The sequence below is a fragment of the Pseudochelatococcus sp. B33 genome (assembly GCF_053570585.1).
In genome coordinates this window covers 93,455-112,064 of sequence record NZ_JBSEFH010000015.1, presented here as the reverse complement: position 1 = coordinate 112,064, position 18,610 = coordinate 93,455, and the positions used below count along the sequence as shown (strand labels likewise).

The 18,610-nt window shown below is 62.9% G+C and carries 17 protein-coding genes and 2 pseudogenes; 5 read left to right on the top strand and 14 right to left on the bottom strand.

Going from position 1 to position 18,610, the window contains the following annotated elements; all coding sequences use genetic code 11:
• Positions 1 to 42: 42 nt before the first annotated feature.
• Entirely contained in the window at positions 43 to 1,317 is a 1,275-nt protein-coding gene (gene purD / locus ACUSIJ_RS17575) for a phosphoribosylamine--glycine ligase (RefSeq protein WP_449309712.1), read from the bottom strand.
• Between the two features lie 140 nt (positions 1,318 to 1,457).
• Here purD and xseA point away from each other — a divergent pair, with 140 nt between their 5' ends.
• Entirely contained in the window at positions 1,458 to 3,089 is a 1,632-nt protein-coding gene (gene xseA, locus ACUSIJ_RS17570) for an exodeoxyribonuclease VII large subunit (protein WP_449309711.1), read from the top strand.
• Positions 3,090 to 3,155: 66 nt separating this feature from the next.
• On the top strand, positions 3,156 to 3,413 hold the full coding sequence (locus ACUSIJ_RS17565) for a DUF2093 domain-containing protein (protein ID WP_449309710.1): 258 nt from the start codon (positions 3,156 to 3,158) through the stop codon (positions 3,411 to 3,413).
• Positions 3,414 to 3,480: 67 nt separating this feature from the next.
• Here the strand turns inward: ACUSIJ_RS17565 and lpxK are convergent, their stop codons facing one another.
• From lpxK to ACUSIJ_RS17545, 4 genes are all read right to left on the bottom strand, one after another.
• Positions 3,481 to 4,524 carry a tetraacyldisaccharide 4'-kinase gene (gene lpxK, locus ACUSIJ_RS17560; RefSeq protein ID WP_449309709.1) on the bottom strand — a complete coding sequence of 348 codons (1,044 nt, stop codon included), beginning with the start codon at positions 4,522 to 4,524 and terminating at the stop codon, positions 3,481 to 3,483.
• Positions 4,525 to 4,644: 120 nt separating this feature from the next.
• Entirely contained in the window at positions 4,645 to 5,952 is a 1,308-nt protein-coding gene (locus ACUSIJ_RS17555) for a 3-deoxy-D-manno-octulosonic acid transferase (protein ID WP_449309708.1), read from the bottom strand.
• A 133-nt stretch (positions 5,953 to 6,085) separates the two neighbouring features.
• Entirely contained in the window at positions 6,086 to 6,883 is a 798-nt protein-coding gene (locus tag ACUSIJ_RS17550; protein ID WP_449309707.1) for a lysophospholipid acyltransferase family protein, read from the bottom strand.
• A gap of 57 nt (positions 6,884 to 6,940) precedes the next feature.
• Complete coding sequence (locus ACUSIJ_RS17545) at positions 6,941 to 7,174, bottom strand: DUF4170 domain-containing protein (RefSeq protein WP_449309706.1); 234 nt, start codon at positions 7,172 to 7,174, stop codon at positions 6,941 to 6,943.
• Positions 7,175 to 7,686: 512 nt separating this feature from the next.
• Between ACUSIJ_RS17545 and ACUSIJ_RS17540 the strand changes: the two genes are divergently transcribed.
• A complete protein-coding gene (locus tag ACUSIJ_RS17540; protein WP_449309705.1) occupies positions 7,687 to 9,057 on the top strand; it encodes a glutamate--cysteine ligase in 1,371 nt (456 codons plus the stop codon).
• A gap of 127 nt (positions 9,058 to 9,184) precedes the next feature.
• Here the strand turns inward: ACUSIJ_RS17540 and ACUSIJ_RS17535 are convergent, their stop codons facing one another.
• From ACUSIJ_RS17535 to ACUSIJ_RS17505, 7 genes and pseudogenes are all read right to left on the bottom strand, one after another.
• Positions 9,185 to 9,694, bottom strand: coding sequence for an amidohydrolase family protein (locus ACUSIJ_RS17535; protein WP_449309770.1), 510 nt, complete (start codon positions 9,692 to 9,694; stop codon positions 9,185 to 9,187).
• Between the two features lie 50 nt (positions 9,695 to 9,744).
• Positions 9,745 to 10,307: pseudogene (locus ACUSIJ_RS17530) on the bottom strand (dihydroxy-acid dehydratase domain-containing protein); the annotation flags it as partial.
• A gap of 229 nt (positions 10,308 to 10,536) precedes the next feature.
• A complete protein-coding gene (locus ACUSIJ_RS17525) occupies positions 10,537 to 10,929 on the bottom strand; it encodes a RidA family protein (protein ID WP_449309704.1) in 393 nt (130 codons plus the stop codon).
• A 70-nt stretch (positions 10,930 to 10,999) separates the two neighbouring features.
• Positions 11,000 to 11,932 (bottom strand): dihydrodipicolinate synthase family protein, encoded by a 933-nt coding sequence (locus ACUSIJ_RS17520; RefSeq protein WP_449309703.1) that lies wholly within the window; start codon positions 11,930 to 11,932, stop codon positions 11,000 to 11,002.
• 12 nt (positions 11,933 to 11,944) lie between these two features.
• Positions 11,945 to 12,731, bottom strand: a pseudogene (locus tag ACUSIJ_RS17515) (SDR family oxidoreductase).
• Positions 12,732 to 12,819: 88 nt separating this feature from the next.
• Positions 12,820 to 13,272 (bottom strand): MaoC family dehydratase, encoded by a 453-nt coding sequence (locus ACUSIJ_RS17510; protein ID WP_449309702.1) that lies wholly within the window; start codon positions 13,270 to 13,272, stop codon positions 12,820 to 12,822.
• Between the two features lie 33 nt (positions 13,273 to 13,305).
• Positions 13,306 to 14,364 (bottom strand): glutamate cyclase domain-containing protein, encoded by a 1,059-nt coding sequence (locus ACUSIJ_RS17505; RefSeq protein WP_449309701.1) that lies wholly within the window; start codon positions 14,362 to 14,364, stop codon positions 13,306 to 13,308.
• Positions 14,365 to 14,501: 137 nt separating this feature from the next.
• Here ACUSIJ_RS17505 and ACUSIJ_RS17500 point away from each other — a divergent pair, with 137 nt between their 5' ends.
• Both ACUSIJ_RS17500 and ACUSIJ_RS17495 read left to right on the top strand, forming a co-directional pair.
• Positions 14,502 to 15,260 carry an SDR family oxidoreductase gene (locus ACUSIJ_RS17500; RefSeq protein ID WP_449309700.1) on the top strand — a complete coding sequence of 253 codons (759 nt, stop codon included), beginning with the start codon at positions 14,502 to 14,504 and terminating at the stop codon, positions 15,258 to 15,260.
• A 67-nt stretch (positions 15,261 to 15,327) separates the two neighbouring features.
• The gene (locus ACUSIJ_RS17495; protein ID WP_449309699.1) at positions 15,328 to 16,107 is read left to right on the top strand and encodes an N-acyl homoserine lactonase family protein; all 780 of its coding nucleotides are present in this window, start codon (positions 15,328 to 15,330) and stop codon (positions 16,105 to 16,107) included.
• Between the two features lie 323 nt (positions 16,108 to 16,430).
• On the opposite strand, the gene hydA is transcribed toward ACUSIJ_RS17495, so the two are convergent.
• Both hydA and ACUSIJ_RS17485 read right to left on the bottom strand, forming a co-directional pair.
• Positions 16,431 to 17,843, bottom strand: a complete 1,413-nt coding sequence (gene hydA, locus ACUSIJ_RS17490) for a dihydropyrimidinase (RefSeq protein ID WP_449309698.1) — start codon at positions 17,841 to 17,843, stop codon at positions 16,431 to 16,433.
• Positions 17,844 to 17,907: 64 nt separating this feature from the next.
• Positions 17,908 to 18,519: an ABC transporter permease gene (locus tag ACUSIJ_RS17485; protein ID WP_449309769.1), complete on the bottom strand. Its 612-nt coding sequence runs from the start codon at positions 18,517 to 18,519 to the stop codon at positions 17,908 to 17,910.
• Positions 18,520 to 18,610 lie beyond the last annotated feature (91 nt).

Here is an 18,610-nt window from a genome sequence, read left to right as displayed (position 1 = left end):
TATATCAAGAAGGGACGCCAGCGGTTTAACCCAGGCAGTGTGTCATGTCACGCGCCCAATCGCCCGCCAGCCGATATCGGAGCGGCAAAAGCCCTCCGGCCAGTCGATGCGCGCCACCGCCTCGTAGGCGCGCGCGCGCGCCTCGCCGATGGTGGGGGCGAGGGCGGTGACGTTCAGCACCCGCCCGCCGTTGGCGAGGATGGCGCCGCCTTCCGCCCGTGTGCCGGCGTGGAAGACGGTCACGCCCTCGACAGCCTCGGCCGCATCGATGTTCCTGATCACGCTGCCTTTCCTGACGTCGCCGGGGTAGCCCTGCGCCGCCAGCACGACGGTGAGCGCCGCATCGTCGCGCCACCTCGGCCGCACGTCCTTGAGCCGCCCCTCGACGCTGGCGAGCAGCAGCTCGACGAGATCGCTTTCAAGGCGCGGCAGCAGCACCTGGCATTCCGGATCGCCGAAACGGGCATTGTATTCGATGAGTTTCGGCCCCTCCGCCCCAATCATTAGCCCGGCGTAGAGCACGCCGACATAGGGCCTGCCGCGTGCCCTCAGGCCCGCCACCGTCGGGTTGATGATCTCGTCCACGACGCGGCGGGCGATTTCGGGCGTCACCACCGGAGCCGGGGAATAGGCGCCCATGCCGCCGGTGTTGGGGCCCTTGTCGCCGTCGAACGCGCGCTTGTGATCCTGGGCCGAGGCGAGCGGAACCGCGGTCTCGCCGTCGCTCAGGGCAAAGAAACTCGCTTCCTCGCCATCGAGGAAATCCTCGATGACGACGGCGGCGCCGGCCGCGCCGAACTGGCCGGAGAAGACGAGGCGCACGGCCTCCTCGGCCTGCTCCACTGTTTCCGCCACGACGACGCCCTTGCCGGCGGCAAGCCCGTCCGCCTTGACGACGATGGGCGCGCCGCGCCCGCGCACGTAGCGCAGCGCCGGCTCGGCCTCGGTGAAGCGGGCATAGGCGGCGGTGGGGATGTCGAATTCGTCGCACAGGGCCTTGGTGAAGCTTTTCGAACCTTCGAGCTGGGCGGCCGCCTTGCGCGGGCCGAAGGCGGGAATGCCGGCCTCGGCCAGATCGTCGACAATGCCCGCAACCAGCGGCGCCTCCGGGCCGACGACGACGAGGCCGATGGCGTTCTCGCGGCAGAAGGCGATGACCGCCGCGTGATCGGCGATGTCGAGCGCGACATTCGCGCCGACCTGCGCCGTGCCGGGATTGCCGGGGGCGATGAACAGCCTGTCGGTGCGCGGGCTTTTGGCGATGGCCCATGCCAGCGCATGCTCGCGCCCGCCCGATCCCAGCAGCAGAATGTTCATGCGGCCCTCTCTTCGCCTTCTCCCGTCGATGGAAGCGTGCGTTTAACACGATGTCCGTCACGATGCCATATCGCGCGATGCCATATCGGATGACGCGGGCGCGGCGTTCTCCTAAAGTGGCCTCCATGAGTCGCACGCCCATGAGTCGCACGCCCCTTGAAACGATCGAAGCCGAAACGCCTGCTTCCAACGCGCAGGAATGGACCGTCAGCGCGCTGTCGGGCGCGCTGAAGCGCACGCTGGAGGACGCCTTCGGCCATGTGCGCCTGCGCGGCGAGATCACCGGCTATCGCGGCCCGCATTCCTCCGGTCACGCCTATTTCGGCCTCAAGGACGAGAGCGCGCGCATCGACGCCGTGATCTGGAGGGGCGTGTTCCAGCGGCTCAGGATCCGCCCGGAGGAGGGCATGGAGGTGATCGCGGTCGGGCGCATCACTACCTTTCCGGCCTCCTCGCGCTATCAGATCGTCATCGAAAGCCTGGAGCCCGCCGGTGTCGGCGCGCTCATGGCCATCCTGGAGGAGCGGCGCAGAAAACTCGCCGCCGAGGGCCTCTTCGACGAGGCGCGCAAGCGCCCGCTGCCGTTCCTGCCCAAGGTCATCGGCGTCGTCACCTCGCCTACCGGCGCAGTGATCCGCGACATCCTGCACCGCCTCGGCGAGCGCTTCCCGCGCCGCGTGCTGGTGTGGCCTGTGCGCGTGCAGGGCGAGACGAGCGCAGCGGAAGTGGCGGCGGCCATTCACGGCTTCAACGCCCTCGCCCTCGACGGCCCGGTGCCGCGTCCGGACGTGCTGATCGTGGCGCGCGGTGGCGGCTCGCTGGAGGATCTGTGGTCGTTCAACGAGGAAATCGTCGTGCGTGCGGCCGCCGCGAGCGCCATTCCGCTGATTTCGGCCATCGGCCACGAGACCGACTGGACGCTGATCGACCTCACCGCCGACCTGCGCGCGCCCACTCCCACGGGCGCGGCCGAGAAGGCGGTGCCGGTGCGGCTCGACCTCATGGCGACGCTCGCCGATCTCGCCCGCCGGCACCGGGGCGCGACGTCGCGGTTGCAGGACAGGCGCGCGAGCGAGCTCAGGGCGCTGGCGCGGGCGCTGCCGTCGGGCGAGAATCTGCTGGCCCTGCCGCGCCAGCGGCTCGACCTCGCCGGCGGGAGGCTGCAGCATGCGCTGGGCCTCGGCGTTCGCCGCCATGGGACGCGGCTCTCCATCGCCGGGCAGAAGCTCGCCCGCCTGTCGCCGCTCGTGCTGCTGGAGCGGGCGCGGGCGCGCTGGCGTGCCGCCGCGCGCGGCCTCGCGACGGGCTTTTCCCACGGGCTCGAACGGCGCTCCGCGCTGCTGGCGCGCGCCGCCTCGCGGCTGTCGCCGCAGCCGGTGCGGCTGCGCATCGCCGATCGCGCAGACCGGCTGACAACTGCGGGCATCCGCCTCGCCAACGCCTATGAGGCAGCGCTTTCGGTCCGCCGGACGCGTGTGGACAACCTGTGGAAGCTTGTGGAAAGCCTGAGCCACAAGGGGGTGCTGGCGCGCGGCTATGCGCTGGTGCTCGACGAGGCGGGGCATCCGGTGCGGGTGCGGGCGGCGGTGGCGGAAGGCATGGCGCTCGACGTGGTGTTCACCGACGGCGCCGTGCGCGTCGTGGCCGAGGGCGCAGACGATGGCCCGGGAGCGCCCCGGCGCGGCGCGCGCCGGCGCCGGCAGGCGGAGCCGGGGGCGGAAGCGGGCGCCCAGCCGAGCCTTTTCGGCGGGCAGGAAGGCCAGCAGGATTGACGCCGGCCGCGCAGATGATCGTATAATGCCGGCTGACATCGATTTCGACATGGAACACGCAGGATCATGAACCGCCACGATTTTCGTTTTTCCGGTGGAGGAGAGGCGTCGGTCCAGTATCTCGACGGCGATTTTCGCGTGGTGCGGCCGGGCGCTTTCGTGCGTTGCGCCGTCACCGGCCAGCCGATCGCGCTGGACGACCTCCGCTACTGGAGCGTCGACCTGCAGGAGGCCTATGCCTCGCCGGAGGTCGTCCGTCAGCGCCTGACCCAACTCGGCAAGCTGCCGCACAGGACCTCCGGCAACGACACGCCGGGGGCCTAGAGCGCGTTCCGATCGTGTCATCGTTTTAAGAAAACGCTGACACGATCGGAACGCCCGCGTCCGGTCCTCAGGGCGACCGGGCCGGAGCGGCCCCGGCGAGTGCCGCCGCGAGGAAGGCGCTCAATCCCTCCTCGTCCTCGAATTCGATCTGCACCGGCACCACGGCGAGCGAGGCGCGAAGCTGCGGCGCGACGGTGAGCGTCGCAAACCGCACTGCATCCTTTTCCGTGGTGACCGGCAGCAGGTCATCGCGCAGGGCCTCGTCCTCGATGGCCGCGATCTGACCGGGCGTGAAGGGTACGTGGTCCCCGAACGCCTTGGCAACGACCACCTCGGCACCGATTTCCTCCAGCATGTCGAAGAACTTCTGCGGCCGCCCGATGCCGGCGAAGGCGAGCACCCGCTCGCCCCGCACCAGCCGCGCAGCGTCGGGGTCGGGGGCGAGCCGGGCCGCGAACACGGGTTTGCCCAGCGCGTGGGCGGCGTGCGCCACCGTCTCGCCGGCCGCGCCCTCGCCGATGACGATCAGCGCGTCGACATGCGGCAACTGGCGCGACAGCGGCGCGCGCAGCGGGCCGGCGGGGAGGCACAGCCCGTTGCCGATGCCGGTCTGGCCGTCGACCACGGCGAAGCTCAGCGTCTTGATGAGAGACGGGTTCTGCAGGCCGTCGTCCATGATGACGACGTCCACCGGCACGCCCGCGTCGACGAGCGCCTCGACGCCCGCCCGGCGGTCGCGCGCCACCATGACCGGTGCGCGCCGGGCCAGCAGCAGCGCCTCGTCGCCAACATCGACGTGGGTGAAGCCGTCGTCCGCTTCCTCGCCGTTGCCGAGCAGGACGGGTCCGCGCAGCCGGCCGCCGTATCCGCGCGTGAGGAATGCCGGCGCATGGCCCATGTCCCGCAGGCGCTCGGCGAGCGCGATGGCGGTCGGGGTCTTGCCGGCGCCGCCCGCTGTGAAATTGCCGACGCAGATGACCGGACGGGCCGGCCTGTATCCCGCGCCCGCCATGCGCTGTGCCGTGATTGCGCCATAGACCGCGCCGAACGGTTGCAGCAGACGCGCCACCAATAGGGGAGGCATGGGCCACCAGAACGCGGGAGCGTGCATGATAAAGTCCTCGATGGTCCGTCCCGGCGGGCGGGGGCGGTGACGGCGGTTCTCCCGGCGGGCGGGATGATCCACAATCGCCGATGCCCTGTTTCGGTTCCAGCTCCGGCGGCCTTCCCCTCAGCGTCCGTTCAGGTGCATGTGCAGGATATAGGGGGTGATGGCCTGCATGGTGCGCTCGACCGCGCCGCCCATCGCCGTCACCGTCTGGGCGGCCGCCCGCGCCATCGCCCTGGCGTGGGCGGGATGGTCGAGCAGGGCATGCACGGCGCCTGCCAGCGTCCGCGCGTCTTCGACGGGGCACGCGCCCGACACGCCGTCGCCGTTCTGGCGGTCGAGCGCCTCGTAGACGTCGGCGAAATTGCGCACGTGCGGCCCGTGGATGATGGTTGCGCCGAGCTTCGCGGGCTCGATGGGGTTCTGGCCGCCGCGCGGTACCAGAGAGCCGCCGATGAAGGCGATCGGCGCGAGCCGGTAGAACAGCCCGAGCTCGCCGATCGTGTCGCCGATATGCACGTCGTCGCCCCGGTCGGGCAGGTCGCCGCGCGAGCGCAGGCTCGCGGTCAGCCCGAAGCCGGTAGCGATGTCCGCCACTTCCTGCCCGCGCTCGGGATGGCGCGGCACGACGATCGTCAGCAGGCCGGGACGCTCGCGCGCCAGCATGCGATGGGCGCGCAGGACGAGATCCTCCTCGCCAGGATGCGTGCTCGCCGCAACCCAGACCGGCCGCTCGCCGACGATGGCCGACAGCGTCGCCACCGTCGCCGGGTTGGCGGGCGGGGCGGGCACGTCATACTTGATGTTGCCGGCGACGACGACGCGCGGCGCGCCGAGCCGTTCCAGCCGCTCGCCGTCGGTCTCGGATTGCGCCAGGCAGAGATCGAAGAACTGCAGCACGCCCGCCGCCGTCCGCGGCAGGCGCTGCCAGCGGCGGAACGAGCGCTCCGACATGCGCGCGTTGAGCAGCAGCGCCGGGATACCGCGCTGCCTGATCTCGATCAACGCGTTGGGCCAGATCTCCGATTCGGCGATGAGAACGAGATCCGGTCGCCAGTGATCGAGGAACCGGCGCACGTAGCCCGGCACGTCGAGCGGCACGAACTGATGCAGCGAGCGGGCGGGAAGCCGTTCCGCCAGCAGCCGCGCCGAGGTCACGGTGCCGGAGGTGACGAGCACGGTGAAGCCCTGGCGCGTCAGCCGGTCGACGATCGGCAGCAGGGAGACGGTTTCCCCCACGCTCGCGCCGTGCATCCAGGCCAGGCGGCCGGGGGGGCGTTCGCGTCCCGGATGGCCGCGCCGCTCGCCGCTGCGGGCCCGGTCCTCCTTGCCCTTGTGCGCGCGCCACGCCAGGAGCCCGCCGATGAACGGCGTCAGCGCCGTCGTAGCGAGGCGGTAGAGCGTGAGGGGCCAGGGGATAACATCGTTCATGATGGGAGGGCTGTCTTGACTGAAAGGCTTGCCTTGCGTCCGCCAGAGCTGGTTCCGGTCTCTCTCGCACCGCAAGCCGGCCGGATGATGCGTTCTCTCGATCTTCGGCAAGAGACGGGTTCAAGAGACGGATTCACCGGTCAGTCTGTTTCGATCCGGCCGGATCCGGCTCCGGGTGTGCAGACGGTTTCAGGTGTGCAGGCGACTCCCGCGCAGGCGATTCCGGCCCTCCCGGATCGATGGAATTCACCATGGCATACGCGCGCGCGTGCACCGCGTCCAGCGATTGTTGCGTCGCGGCGCGCACCGCCTCGAGCGCGGCCTCGTCCGCATCGGCGGGCACGAACAGCGGTTCGCCGACCACCATGGCGATGCGCCCGAACGGCAGGCCGATGGAGGCGCGGTCCCAGCTCCCGAAATCGATGCGCCGGTTCGACACCACCGCGACGGGCACGATCGGCCGCCCCGAGAGCCGGGCGAGCAGCACGATTCCCGGACCGCAGCGGCGCGATACCTTGGGCACGTCGGCAGTGAGCACGACGAGCTCGCCCCCCTTGAGCGCGCGCAGAAGTTCCCGAAGTGCGGCGACACCGCCCTTCTCGTGCATGCGCGCCCGCTCGCGCGCGCCGGAGCCCCGGATGGGCCGGATGCCGAGCCGCTGCAGCGCCAGCGCGTTGAACTCGCCGTCGCCGTGGCGCGACACGAGCGCCGCGGCCGGGTCCTGCGGCCGGCGCGCGAACGGCACCATGAAGTGCTGGCCGTGCCACATCGCCACGATGACCGGCATGACGGGGCCTGCCTTCTCGTAGAGATCGGCGGGCTCCGTCACCACCCGGCTCGTGGCGCGCACGAGGCGCAAGTATCCCGCCAGCAACGCGCCGAGCGTCGCCTGCACGGGCCGCGAGCGGGCGATCCGTTTCAGCAGTGCCATGGTGCCGGTGCGCGGGCCTGAAGAGCGCAGGTTCGAAAAGCGGTCACCCGGCGCGCCTCACGCGGTGGCGTCCGGATCGAGCAGGCGATGCAGGTGCACCACGAAATAGCGGACATGGGCGTTGTCGACGCTCTGCTGCGCCTTGGCCTTCCAGGCCGCGTGCGCGGCGGCGTAATTGGGGTAGATGCCGACGATGTCGAGCTTGCTGAGGTCGCGGAACTCCGTGCCGTCGATATCGGTGAGTTCACCGCCGAATACGAGGTGAAGGAGCTGTTTGGAAGCTTCCGGCATTGTAGTCGTCTCGCCTTTTCGTGAATGGGCTGCGTGCTGCCGTCTTGCAGCATGTTCGTGGCCAGAGCATGATTCCGGGAGGGGAACCGGCTTCGGGATCATGCGTCAACAAATGGATGGAGTGAGATGGCGATTCAACGAAAAGTCGTCCCCTTCCGGAGCATGATTGCCGATGAGACGCAATCCGTTGTGGAAACCGGTCCGCGAGGGGCCGCACCTCCCGGCGTGCGTCCGCCGGCGCACCTGCGTCAACCGCATCGCATCGGCCACTCCTGCTTGTACGCCACGCGGACGGATATGGACAAGCTCGCCCTTCGCAGGGGCGTGCCGCTGTCCGCACCGGCCGCTCGGGAGCCACCATGCCAGCGGTAGCTTGCGCGGCTGTTGCGGCCCTCGCGCCAGCTCGCGCCCCGGCGTGCGTGTTGCGCGGCGCTGCGGTTCGGATTATGCAGTATCTCCCGTCTTTCCGGTTGCACCCTAGTGCTCCCGCCCCGCTGTCGAGGTGACGCTGCATGGCGCGCGATTCATCCGATCCGACGCCGATTGAGTCGCATCGGGAACTGGTGGATTATCTCGCACGCGGCTGCCGGCCGGCGGAGGCCTGGCGGCTCGGTACGGAACACGAGAAGATCCCGTTCCACACCGGTACGCACGAACCCGTGCCCTATGCGGGCGCCAACGGCATCCGCGCGCTGCTCGACGGCCTCACCGAGCGGACGGGCTGGCAACCGATCACCGAGGCGGGACTGCCCATCGGCCTGACCGACGAGGGCGGGGGCGGCGCGGTCTCGCTGGAGCCGGGCGGGCAGTTCGAGCTCTCGGGCGCGCCGCTGCGCTCCGTCCACGAGACGCGGGACGAGCTTCTGCGCCATCTCGCGGAGGTGAAGGCGGTGGCGGAGGGGCTTGGCATCTCCTTTCTCACCCTCGGCATGAGCCCGCTGTGGACACGCGCGCAGACCCCGGCGATGCCCAAGGGGCGCTACCGCATCATGGCCGACTACATGCCGAAGGTCGGCCAACTCGGCCTCGACATGATGTTCCGCACCGCGACCGTGCAGGTCAATCTCGATTTCGCCAGCGAGGCGGACATGGTGAAGAAGCTGCGCGTCAGCCTCGCCCTGCAGCCGCTCGCGACCGCGCTCTTCGCCAATTCGCCCTTCACGGATGGGCGGCCGAACGGCCTGCTATCGGCGCGCTCCGACATCTGGCGCGACACGGACGGCGACCGCACCGGCATGCTCGCCTTCGCCTTCGAGGACGGGATGGGCTTCGAGCGCTATGTCGACTGGGTGCTCGACGTCCCGACCTATTTCGTCAAGCGCGGCGATACCTATCACGATGTCGCGGGCCGCTCGTTCCGCGACCTGCTGACCGGCCGGATGCCGGAGCTCGAAGGCGAACGCGCCACCCTGTCCGACTGGGCGAACCATCTGTCGACGGTTTTCCCCGAGGTGCGGCTGAAGCAGTTTCTGGAAATGCGCGGCGCGGATGCGGGGCCGGTGCCGATGCTGCTGGCGCTGCCCGCATTCTGGGTGGGGCTGCTCTACGACGGCAACGCGCTCGACGCGGCGTGGGATCTCGTGCGCGGCTGGACGGCGGAAGAGCGGCAGGCCCTGCGCGACGCCGTGCCGCGCGAGGGGCTTGCCGCCACCGTCCGCGGACGCCCGCTGCGCGATCTCGCGCGCCAGGTGCTGGCGCTGTCGCGGGCGGGGCTTGCGGCGCGGGCGCTGCATGACGCGAACGGCGGCGACGAGGGCCGCTACCTCGATCCGCTCGACGCCATCGCCGACAGCGGCCGCACCCAGGCGGAAGACCTGCTGGCGCTGTGGCGCGGGCGCTGGCAGGAGAGCGTCGAGCCGGCGTTCGAGGAGTGCGTATTCTGACCTGATTCCTGGTCATTGCGGTAGTACCTGCTCGCTATGACCCGGTTCTATAACCCCGAACAGCTTCGGCCGGTCTCAGTCATCGGAAGTCTGGAAAATACCCTCCCTCAGATTAAATGAATGACTGCTATAGTTCAGCGTCGGATCGGGATATGTCGGTCCACTCCTCGTCTCCCCAATAGAATGCTGCGGCGTTTTCCACCAGCACCTTCCGACGCAGCTCGCTTTGCTGCAACCAGCTTTCGACGAGTTCAACAAGTTCGCCATCGTCCGGCATAAGGCCGGAGCACTCCGTATGGGGCCAGTCCAGCCCCCAGAGCAGCGCATCGGAGGCTTCCTCCACGAGGCGCCGGATGAACGGGTCAAGAACCTCATAATGCGATAAACCACGCAGTCGATAAGGTGCCGACATTTTCACCAGGCACCCGCCTCGGGCGGCGATGTCGACCATCGCCGCGAAATCCTCGCCATCCGGGCCTGCCGAAAGATCAGGAAAACCAAAATGACCGATGACGATCGGAATTCCGATTTCGGCGGCCATCCGAGCTGCATCCGTTATATCGCGACTGTCGATCTGGAGCTTAATGTGCCACCCGCGCGATATAATCCGCTGCGCGATCTGTCGGAAATCGCGCAGTACAAGGCCGGCAGGATTGCGTGTATTGATGCGGATGCCGCGCGCTCCAAGTCTATCTCGACCTCATCCATGTCTCCCGCGCGAAATTTCGACCAGAGTCTACGGCAATCCGTAGTCTACGGCAATCCGTGCACGCACCGAGCGTTTCGCCACGATGATACCCCACCACCATCGGACCGACCGGAACAATGATTGTCGGGAGATCAACGCTGATCGCACCCATGATCTGGGCCGGCAACGTCTTGTCGCAGCCACCGATGATGACCAACGCGTCCATGGGCTGGGCCCGGGTCATCTCCTCGGTGTCCATGGCCATCAGATTGCGGAGCAGCATGCTGGTCGGATGCGCGAAGGATTCGTGAATGCTAATGGTTGGAAATACCATTGGTAGCGCGCCCGACAGCATGACGCCGCGCTTAACCGCCTCTATGAGCTGAAACGCGTTTCCATGACACGGATTGAAGTCGCTGCCCGTGTTGGTGATGCCGATGATCGGCCTCTCCAACGCGTCGTCGGAATAGCCGGCCGCCTTGATAAATGCCTTGCGAAGATACAGCGAGAACCCTTTGTCTCCGTAGCTTGTCATGCCCTTGCGCAATCCTCGATAGGACATGGATAGGTATTTCCTTCCGGTTAGAGAGGATATGCGACGTGGTGTCCGAAACGGAAACCGTCGCAATGGCTTGCGGCGGAAGGGCACGATACGGCGTCTGCGAGAGGACACCTAGGGCTAGGGCAGTTCCAGCAAGAGCGGGTACCGCTTTTGCGTCCGGAATTGCATCAAAAACAAAGAGATAGAGAATTTTCATGATTCGGAGAAAAACGACGATACTCTAGCAGCTCTACGCGAGGGCGGCCATCGCCTCGATCTCGACAAGCCATTCGGGATTTGCCAGAGCGGCGACCACGATGGCTGATGCTGCCGGGTACGGGGCTGTAAACCTCCTGCGCCGTACGTCCATGACAGCAGCCAAGTGTTCGCGAGAAGTGAGGAAGATCGTCACCTTGCAGATGTCATCCAATGTTCCGCCCTTTTCGGCAAGAAGCGCCTCTATGTTGTCGATGACCTGATTGGTTTGTGCCGCGACATCGTCGATACCAATGGTCTTTCCTGAGACATCCTGAGAAACCTGGCCGGAAATATGAAGGATATTGGCGCTCCTGGTCATGGTTGCCGGCGACATGGGTGCAGGCGATGGGAATATTTTGTCTGCCGAAAAGGCTTCGAACGGCATAGCGCTCTCCTTGCGGTTTCATTGAAGTGTTGCGAGACGGCAGTGATCGCCGGTGGATAGGGGACTGGCCCTACAGGATTGCCCTGTCTGGCAGGTGCGAGCTCAGTCGGGAGACAAGATAGTCCACTTCCCGCCTTCCGGTTTCAGAAAGACTCGCGCCGGGCTTGCGCTGGGTATCCGATGCAATGATGCCGCGCCGCATCAGCGTATATTTGCGGACTGCCAGCCCAATTCCCAGCTGCTGCTCATAGCGAATCAAGGGGAGATGCGCGTCGAAGAGATCGTGGGCGGCCTCGCGATCGCCGGCCTTCTGAAGACGTACAACGTCGACCAGCATTTCGGGAAACGCATATCCCGTCATCGCACCATCGGCGCCGCGTTCCATCTCGAAATCCAAGAAGAGCCCGCCATTCCCGGTCAGAATGGATATCTGTCGCATGGTTCCTTCCGCCTGGAAGGCCCGCAAGGCAGATATTTTATCGAGCCCCGGCCAATCCTCGTGCTTGAGCATTACGCACGACGGATGATCCATGACAATCTGTCGGATGACGTCTGGGGTCATCTGCACAGTCAATGTCAACGGGTAGTCCTGGATAACGAACGGCATGTCGGCGCCAATCGCCTCCACTGCCTGACGATAATAGCCGACGATCTGGGCGTCGGTCCGAAGATTGGGTTGCGGGGCAATCATCACCCCCGCCGCCCCCTTTTCCATCGCTTCGCGCGCCAGCCGACGCATGGCCGCAAAACCTGGAGCCGAGACGCCGACAATCACCGGAAGGCTCCCCATCCCCTTTGCAAAACGCTCTGCAATGGCAATCGATTCCTCCGGCTCAAGCTTGGGCGCTTCACCCATTATTCCGAGGACGGTTGCTCCTGTCGCGCCGGCGTGACGATAGGCCTCGATCAGCTGGTCGACGGACTTCTCATCAACGCGACCGTCGGAAAGAAATGGAGTAGGAGCAATGGGGAATACCCCGCTCGCTGAGGTGTCGAGGGTCATTTTCGCCTCCAATCAGATGCTGGTAATCATGCCGCCATCGACGCGGATGACGGAGCCGGTTATGAAAGAGGCGCGCTCGCTCGCCAGAAATGCGGCTGCGTCGGCGTACTCCTGCGGGGCGCCATAACGCCCCACAAGGAATGGCCTTGACTGACTCGGCGGCCACTTCTTCCACGCTGCGTCCTTCCCGCTTGGCTTTTTGCTCATCGAGAAATCTGATGCGATCGGTCGCTATGCGCCCGGGAAGGATTATGTTGACCGTTACACCATCACGCCCCACTTCCGCGGCAAGCGTCTTCGACCATCCGACGAGCGACAGCCTTAATGCATTTGAAATGCCGAGATTTGGTATCGGCGAAATCACGCCGGATGAGGTGCTCGTGACAACGCGGCCCCACCGCCGCTTACGCATGCCCGGCAATACTCGATCGGTAAGTGCTATCACCGAAAGGATCATCATTTCGAAATTCTTGATCCAGATCGACGGGGCCTGCCCTGCAACAGGTGTTGGAGGTGGCCCGCCTGTATTGTTGATAAGAATATCAATACCACCGAAGCGCTGCTCGACAGCGGCCACCTGTTGATCCATCGCAGAAAGATCCGCAAGATCGAATGGGCAGATCAGCGCTTCCGATCCTGCGTGCCTGATCTTCTCGGCGGATCTGTGGAGCGACTCGCTATCGATGTCGCTAATCGCAACATGAGCCCCTTCTGCAGCCAGGCTGACGGCAATGGCACCCCCCAACCCGCCTCCGGCACCAAGAACCATCGCGGTTTTGCCCTTCAGTCCCAGGTCCATAGATATACCTCCAGTCGGCACCGCGGCTCTTATGATTGTCGCTTCTCTATTCCATATGTTGCAATGTGGAATTATAAATTATAATATTTTACAATTCCGACATTAGTAATGTCGTATGCTCTCCTTCGCATATGATCTCATTATTCTGATTTATTACGCGGATCTCCTCTGAAACGACACCTCGTCCTGGCTTTTTGCTCTTCCGTTTTTTCGAGAATGTAATCTGGAGATGGACCGTATCCCCCGGAAACAACGGCTTGATGAAGCGAATGTTGTTCCAGCCAAGGGAGCCAATCGAGGTATGCTCGTAGATCTTGAGTTTATTCTTTAACCCTTCCATCAAGGCGACGCTAAACAATCCATGAGCAATAAGAGAATTGTATCCCGCTTTCTGACAGAATTCTTCATCAACATGTAGGGGATGATCGTCACCGGTTACCCTTGCAAAATCAAGTATGTCTTGTTTTGTTACCGTTCTGCTTTCGGAATAGAAGACGGATCCTAGCTCAATGTCTTCATAAAGCATATCTTTTTTGACCATGAAACCTTTCTCCTGTTGGCCCGTATGGGTACGTTACCGCCTATGCGTCGGGGTCGAAAAAAGAGACGGCAACCGTGCTGCCGGCGCTCTGACCATTTCGTTCAGCAATGTGTTGACCGCGACATGCGTGTCAGCCGTCATCCCGTCGGTAAAAGGGACGGGCCGGCACATGAATCCGTCTATTCCTCCGGCAGCAATACAACTTTCAAGCATTCGCGCTTCGGTCCGAGGGTTATGCAGGAGCTCGGGGTTGTCCAGAAGGACGGCCAGATTTGCCGCGATAGCGCTGGCGCCCCAGTTAGATACAGCCGCCGTCACGAGCACGTCGACGACAGTCGTATCGGTGGCGTCTTCACCAAAGGGAAGAATATGGCGTGGAACTTCCGCTATGGCTCCAAATCCGATCTCGTTTCCTCTATCACCAATTCCGATCGTTAACACGCCGCGTCGCGCAGCCTCTTCAAAAAGACGAGCCGCTTTGGCCACGCAGTCGGAATTGTCCGAGCCGTCGACCATACTGTAGCGTCCTTTGTGATTGGGGCCATTCTTCTCGACAGCAATGATCGCTTTTGGCTGGTACCTGTCAAAAAGGCGCGCAGCTTCCGACACGGCACTTTCTTCGTCGATCGGAAAGGGAAGAACGATGCAATACAGATTTTGCGGGTGAGGAGGTCGGCTGGCTTGTTCGAGGTCAGCTTCAGTTATAACGTTCAACCCAGCTGCGCGGCACGTGGAAGTCATCATTCCAACCAGGGTTGGTTCCGTCAGCAGCACCATGCGGGCGCCAAACGCCAACCCAAGAGAACGTCCCAATGTGGCCGCTCCGATCGGCCCATCCGTTTCTCCGTAGGGATAGAAGCCGGGCAGGATCCACCCGGCCGAGACAAAAAAGTAATCCCCTTTCCCCACGCGCTGCCTCAATCGAAGCGCGGCTTCCTGGGAAACGGGCCGACCGCACAGCATGCGAGCGGCCGCGTGCAGATGGTCGATGACTCCATAGCCACTGATATCGAGGTTTACCAATCGATCGATGCTGTCTCCGATCATTTCAGCCAGCAGGTTCGGCGCCTCCGCGGCACTTGCCCCATCCATTCATGCGTCTCCTTCTGGGCGACGGTCTGCGTCCATGATAATTCCAACGTAGCACGATTTTTTTTAACGTTAAAGTTGATCAGTGAACGAAAGTATGCATTTTTATATTCGACGTTCAATTTGGCAGGAGAAGGCATGTGAACCTTGAAGGAATGACCTGTGTCGTCACGGGGGCGGCATCCGGAATAGGCAAGGCGATCGCCGCTCGTTTCATCGCGGAAGGTGCAAGGGTTGCAATGGTGGACCGCGATCAGGAGCTGCTTATCCAGGCGGCGAGTGAAATCAGTGACGATTCCAACGGAATCACAGTCGTAGGGTCAGTTGACGACCCTGCCTTAGCCGAGGAGACGGCCCGCGCCGTCCATGGTCGCTGGTCGAGACTCGATTGCCTGGTGACGGCGGCGGCCATCTCAAAAGGAGGCATCGCGACCGCGACGAGCGACGAAACCTGGGACGAAGTCTTCTCCGTAAACGTCAAAGGAACCTTCCTCTGGTGCAAGGCGGTGCTTCCCTATTTCCTGTCAGCGCAAAGAGGTTCCATCATCACTGTCGCGTCGCAGCTTGCACTTTCGGGTGGGCGCGGCAACGCCTCCTATGTCGCGTCCAAGGGAGCGGTGATCAGCATGACGAGGTCGCTCGCGCTTGATTATGCAACTTCCGGTGTACGGGCCAATGCATTGGTTCCCGCGGCCATCGACACGCCCTTGCTTCAACGCTCATTTGCACGGCAGGAGGATCCTGGCGCCGCGAAAGCGCGATCTGTGGCGCGTCACCCGATGGGGCGCTTCGGTAGGTCAGCGGAGGTTGCGGCGGCGGCCGTCTTTCTCGCATCGGATCAATCCAGTTTCACCACGGGGGCGATCCTTCCGGTAGATGGTGGTTGGCTGATTGGCTAGCTAACGCGATGAGCAACGTTTTACCTAGCTTTCAAGCCATATCCCCACAAGCTGAGGACATCAACATATGAGGCTTTACTGCTTTGTCGGCGGGATGTTGAGCTATGACCAGGGGATCATGACCTTCATGTACAATATGGGGCGCAAGATCCGGGTTCCCACGCTGTTCTTCCTGATTGACCATCCCAAAGGCAGGGTTCTGTTCGAAACCGGCCTTCACCCAAACATCGCGCGGGATGCCGATGCTCATTGGGGCGATAGAGCAAAGGCTCTGGAACCGGCGATGCTGCCTGAACAGGCTGCCGATCGTCAGCTCGAGACGATCGGGATCAAGCCAGGCGACATCGATTATGTTGTTTTGTCATGCTTGATGTATGATCATTGCGGTGGGATCAGTCTGTTTCCCGATGCGAAGTTCATTCTCCAGTTTCGGGAACTCCAGGATGCTTGGTGGCCGGACAAGAGATATATGAAGAGCTATAATGACGTGGAAATCCTGCCTACTCGCAAGCTGAACATTCACGAGTTGCATGACGAGGATCTGGATCTCTTCGGTGACAAAACAGTTGAGATTTTGTTCTGTCCCTCACACACCCGGGGTGAGCAGGCGCTGGTGGTACGTCTGCCAAAGACCGGTACAGTGGTGCTTCCGGCAGGCGTCATTCCCCAGCGCGAAAATCTGGAAAAAAATATCATGACAGGAACTCCGCGTGCTGGTCCTGTTACAACTTTTGAATCAATGAACAAGCTGAGACGCATAATAGAACGAGAGAATGCGTTGGTAATATATCATCATGATATTAACTCTATCCATGATATTCGTGTGTCTCCTGGCTTTTACGACTAATGATATTGATAAAAATGATCATTATACGGCGAGATTACAGGAGCGGATGTTGCTGCCGGACAACCACGTATTGAGACGGGTGGTGTTGGAGCGCTGACGACCGAGCGCGGATTTCTGGAAGGGCCGTCTCCGACCGGCGTGTTGGTTTCGGCGGGGGTCAGCCGCCGGGGTTGGTGCCATAGCGATTATCTGCATGGCGACAAGATCCTCCCTCATTCATTGCTCCGAGCGCACTCTCCTGGGAGTTTGTCCCCACTGGTTCATCAAAGCTCAAACTTGGTAGCCAGCTGTCCGGTGCAGGGAACGCACTCCAGCAGGGATCATCAACGGTTAGGCGTTGCTGCGTCGCCTCCGCTTCTCGGGAGGAAGCGGCCGGTTCCGGCTTCTGCAAGCATTCGGTCATTCTCAACGATCACTCTGCCTCGTCTGATAACCTGGACAGGCCAGCCGGTGACAGTGCGCTCAAGATAGGGAGAGTAGCCGGAACGGTCATGTATCGCGGCTTCCGACAGTCTAACTTGCCTGTCCGGCTCCCATATGCACAAGTCAGCATCGGCTCCAATGGCAACGGAACCCTTTCCGGCGAGATTGTAGAGACGAGCCGGCGCTGTGGACGTCAGTTCAACGAACTTCATCAAACCCAGTCGGTTCTTCGAAACCATTGCGTCGAACATCAGGGGGAGACGCCATTGGAGACCTGGAAGGCCGTTTGGAACCTGCTTGAATGAGGGCTCCGGGCCAGCCATTAGTTTGCCCCGGTCATCGAACGTATAAGGTGCGTGATCCGAAGATACGACCTGTAGATCGCCAAGCGCCAATCCCTGCCAAAGAGCTTCTTGGTCGTCTCTGGTCCGCAAGGGTGGCGAACAAATCCATTTCGCACCCTCGATACCCGGCCGATCCAGATCATCGGCGGTAAGGAATAGGTATTGTGGGCAAGTCTCCGCGAAGACCTTACAACCCTGGCCCCTTGCATGACGAATGACGTCTACACCTTCGCGTGTCGAGACATGGAAGATCATGATCGGCTGGTCCACGAGCGAAGCCAAAGCGATAATACGGTTGAATGCCTCGGCCTCCGACGCCCGCGGATGGCTAAAAGCATGATACTTGGGAATTGTATGGCCACGCTCGGCAAGACGCCTGCCAGCCCAGGAGATCATGCCGTGGTTTTCAGCGTGTACACACACCATGGCTCCGCCACCCCGCGCTACCGCCAGCAGATCGAGCATCTGCTCGTCATCCAGACGCAGACTGTCATAGGTCATAAAGGCCTTGATGGAGCCATAGCCGCCCGTGAGCAGCGCTGGTAGTTGCTGCAGGACGGCCGAGCTTGGATCAGAGACAATCAGGTGGAATGCGTAGTCGATGACAGCCCCTGCCTTTGCCAGAGCCAAATAATCGGTCGCGGCCTTTTCCACATCTGCGGCTCCGTTCTGGGCTACGAAGGATATGACGGTTGTCGTTCCGCCATAGGCCGCAGCGATGGTTGCGCTTTGCCAGGTATCCGCGTTCATGATTCCGGTGGCGGTGCGCTGCTCGATGTGTGCATGTGTGTCCACGCCACCAGGCAGCACAAGTCGTCCCGTCGCATCGACCTCTCTATCGCCCTTGCCCAGCCTGTATCCCAAAGCAACGATCTTCTCATCTTTGACCCCAATGTCAGACTGGAACACATCCGCTGCGGTCGCGACGGTTCCGCCACGTATAACAAGATCGTAGTGGGCTCCTGTCATGATGGTTTACTCCAAGCAGATATCTTACGCTCGCGGCTGAGTTGTCTCTGTGCGCGTAGGACTATCAAGAGTCCGCGCCAATGATCGCACCCACCGCTCCGCTTTGGTTGTTGCGCTCCGTCCATCGCATCAGCGGCACCTCGATGAACTGAAGCGCCTTATCGAGGAGAACGGCCAGAAGACTGTAGATAATGATGATGACCATCATCGAGGACGTATCAAGGTACTCTTGGCGCACAATGAGGAGACGTCCGAGCCCGGCCTGTGCGCCGATGAACTCTGCGGCAACATCGAGCCCCCAAGCCGCTGCGGCGGCAGCGCGTACAGCGCCGAGCATGTGTGGCAGAATTGCGGGAACGATTACCGAGGAATAAATCCTCGAGCGACTCGCTCCCAGGACAAGACTCGCCTGAACGTAAATCGACGGAACGTTTTTTATGGCCTCTATGGTAGCCAAACCTATTATCAGGGACGTTCCGACCGCGATAAGCGTGATTTGCGGTGTCATCCCGATACCGAACCACAGCACGAATAGAGGAATAAGCGCAAACACCGGAACCGGGCGGACAACGCTGAGCGTTCCCGCCAGGATAAATCGCGCGGTCGCGCTGTAGGCCATGAGAAGCCCGCTAGCGAGACCCACCGCTGTTCCAATAAGAAACCCGCTTAGCGTCATGGTCGTGCTTGCGGCAATTGCCTCTGGAAGCGATGGCAGGAGAACTAGGAAGGAATTGTAAATGTCGGCAGGAGAGGGGAGGAAAAGCGGC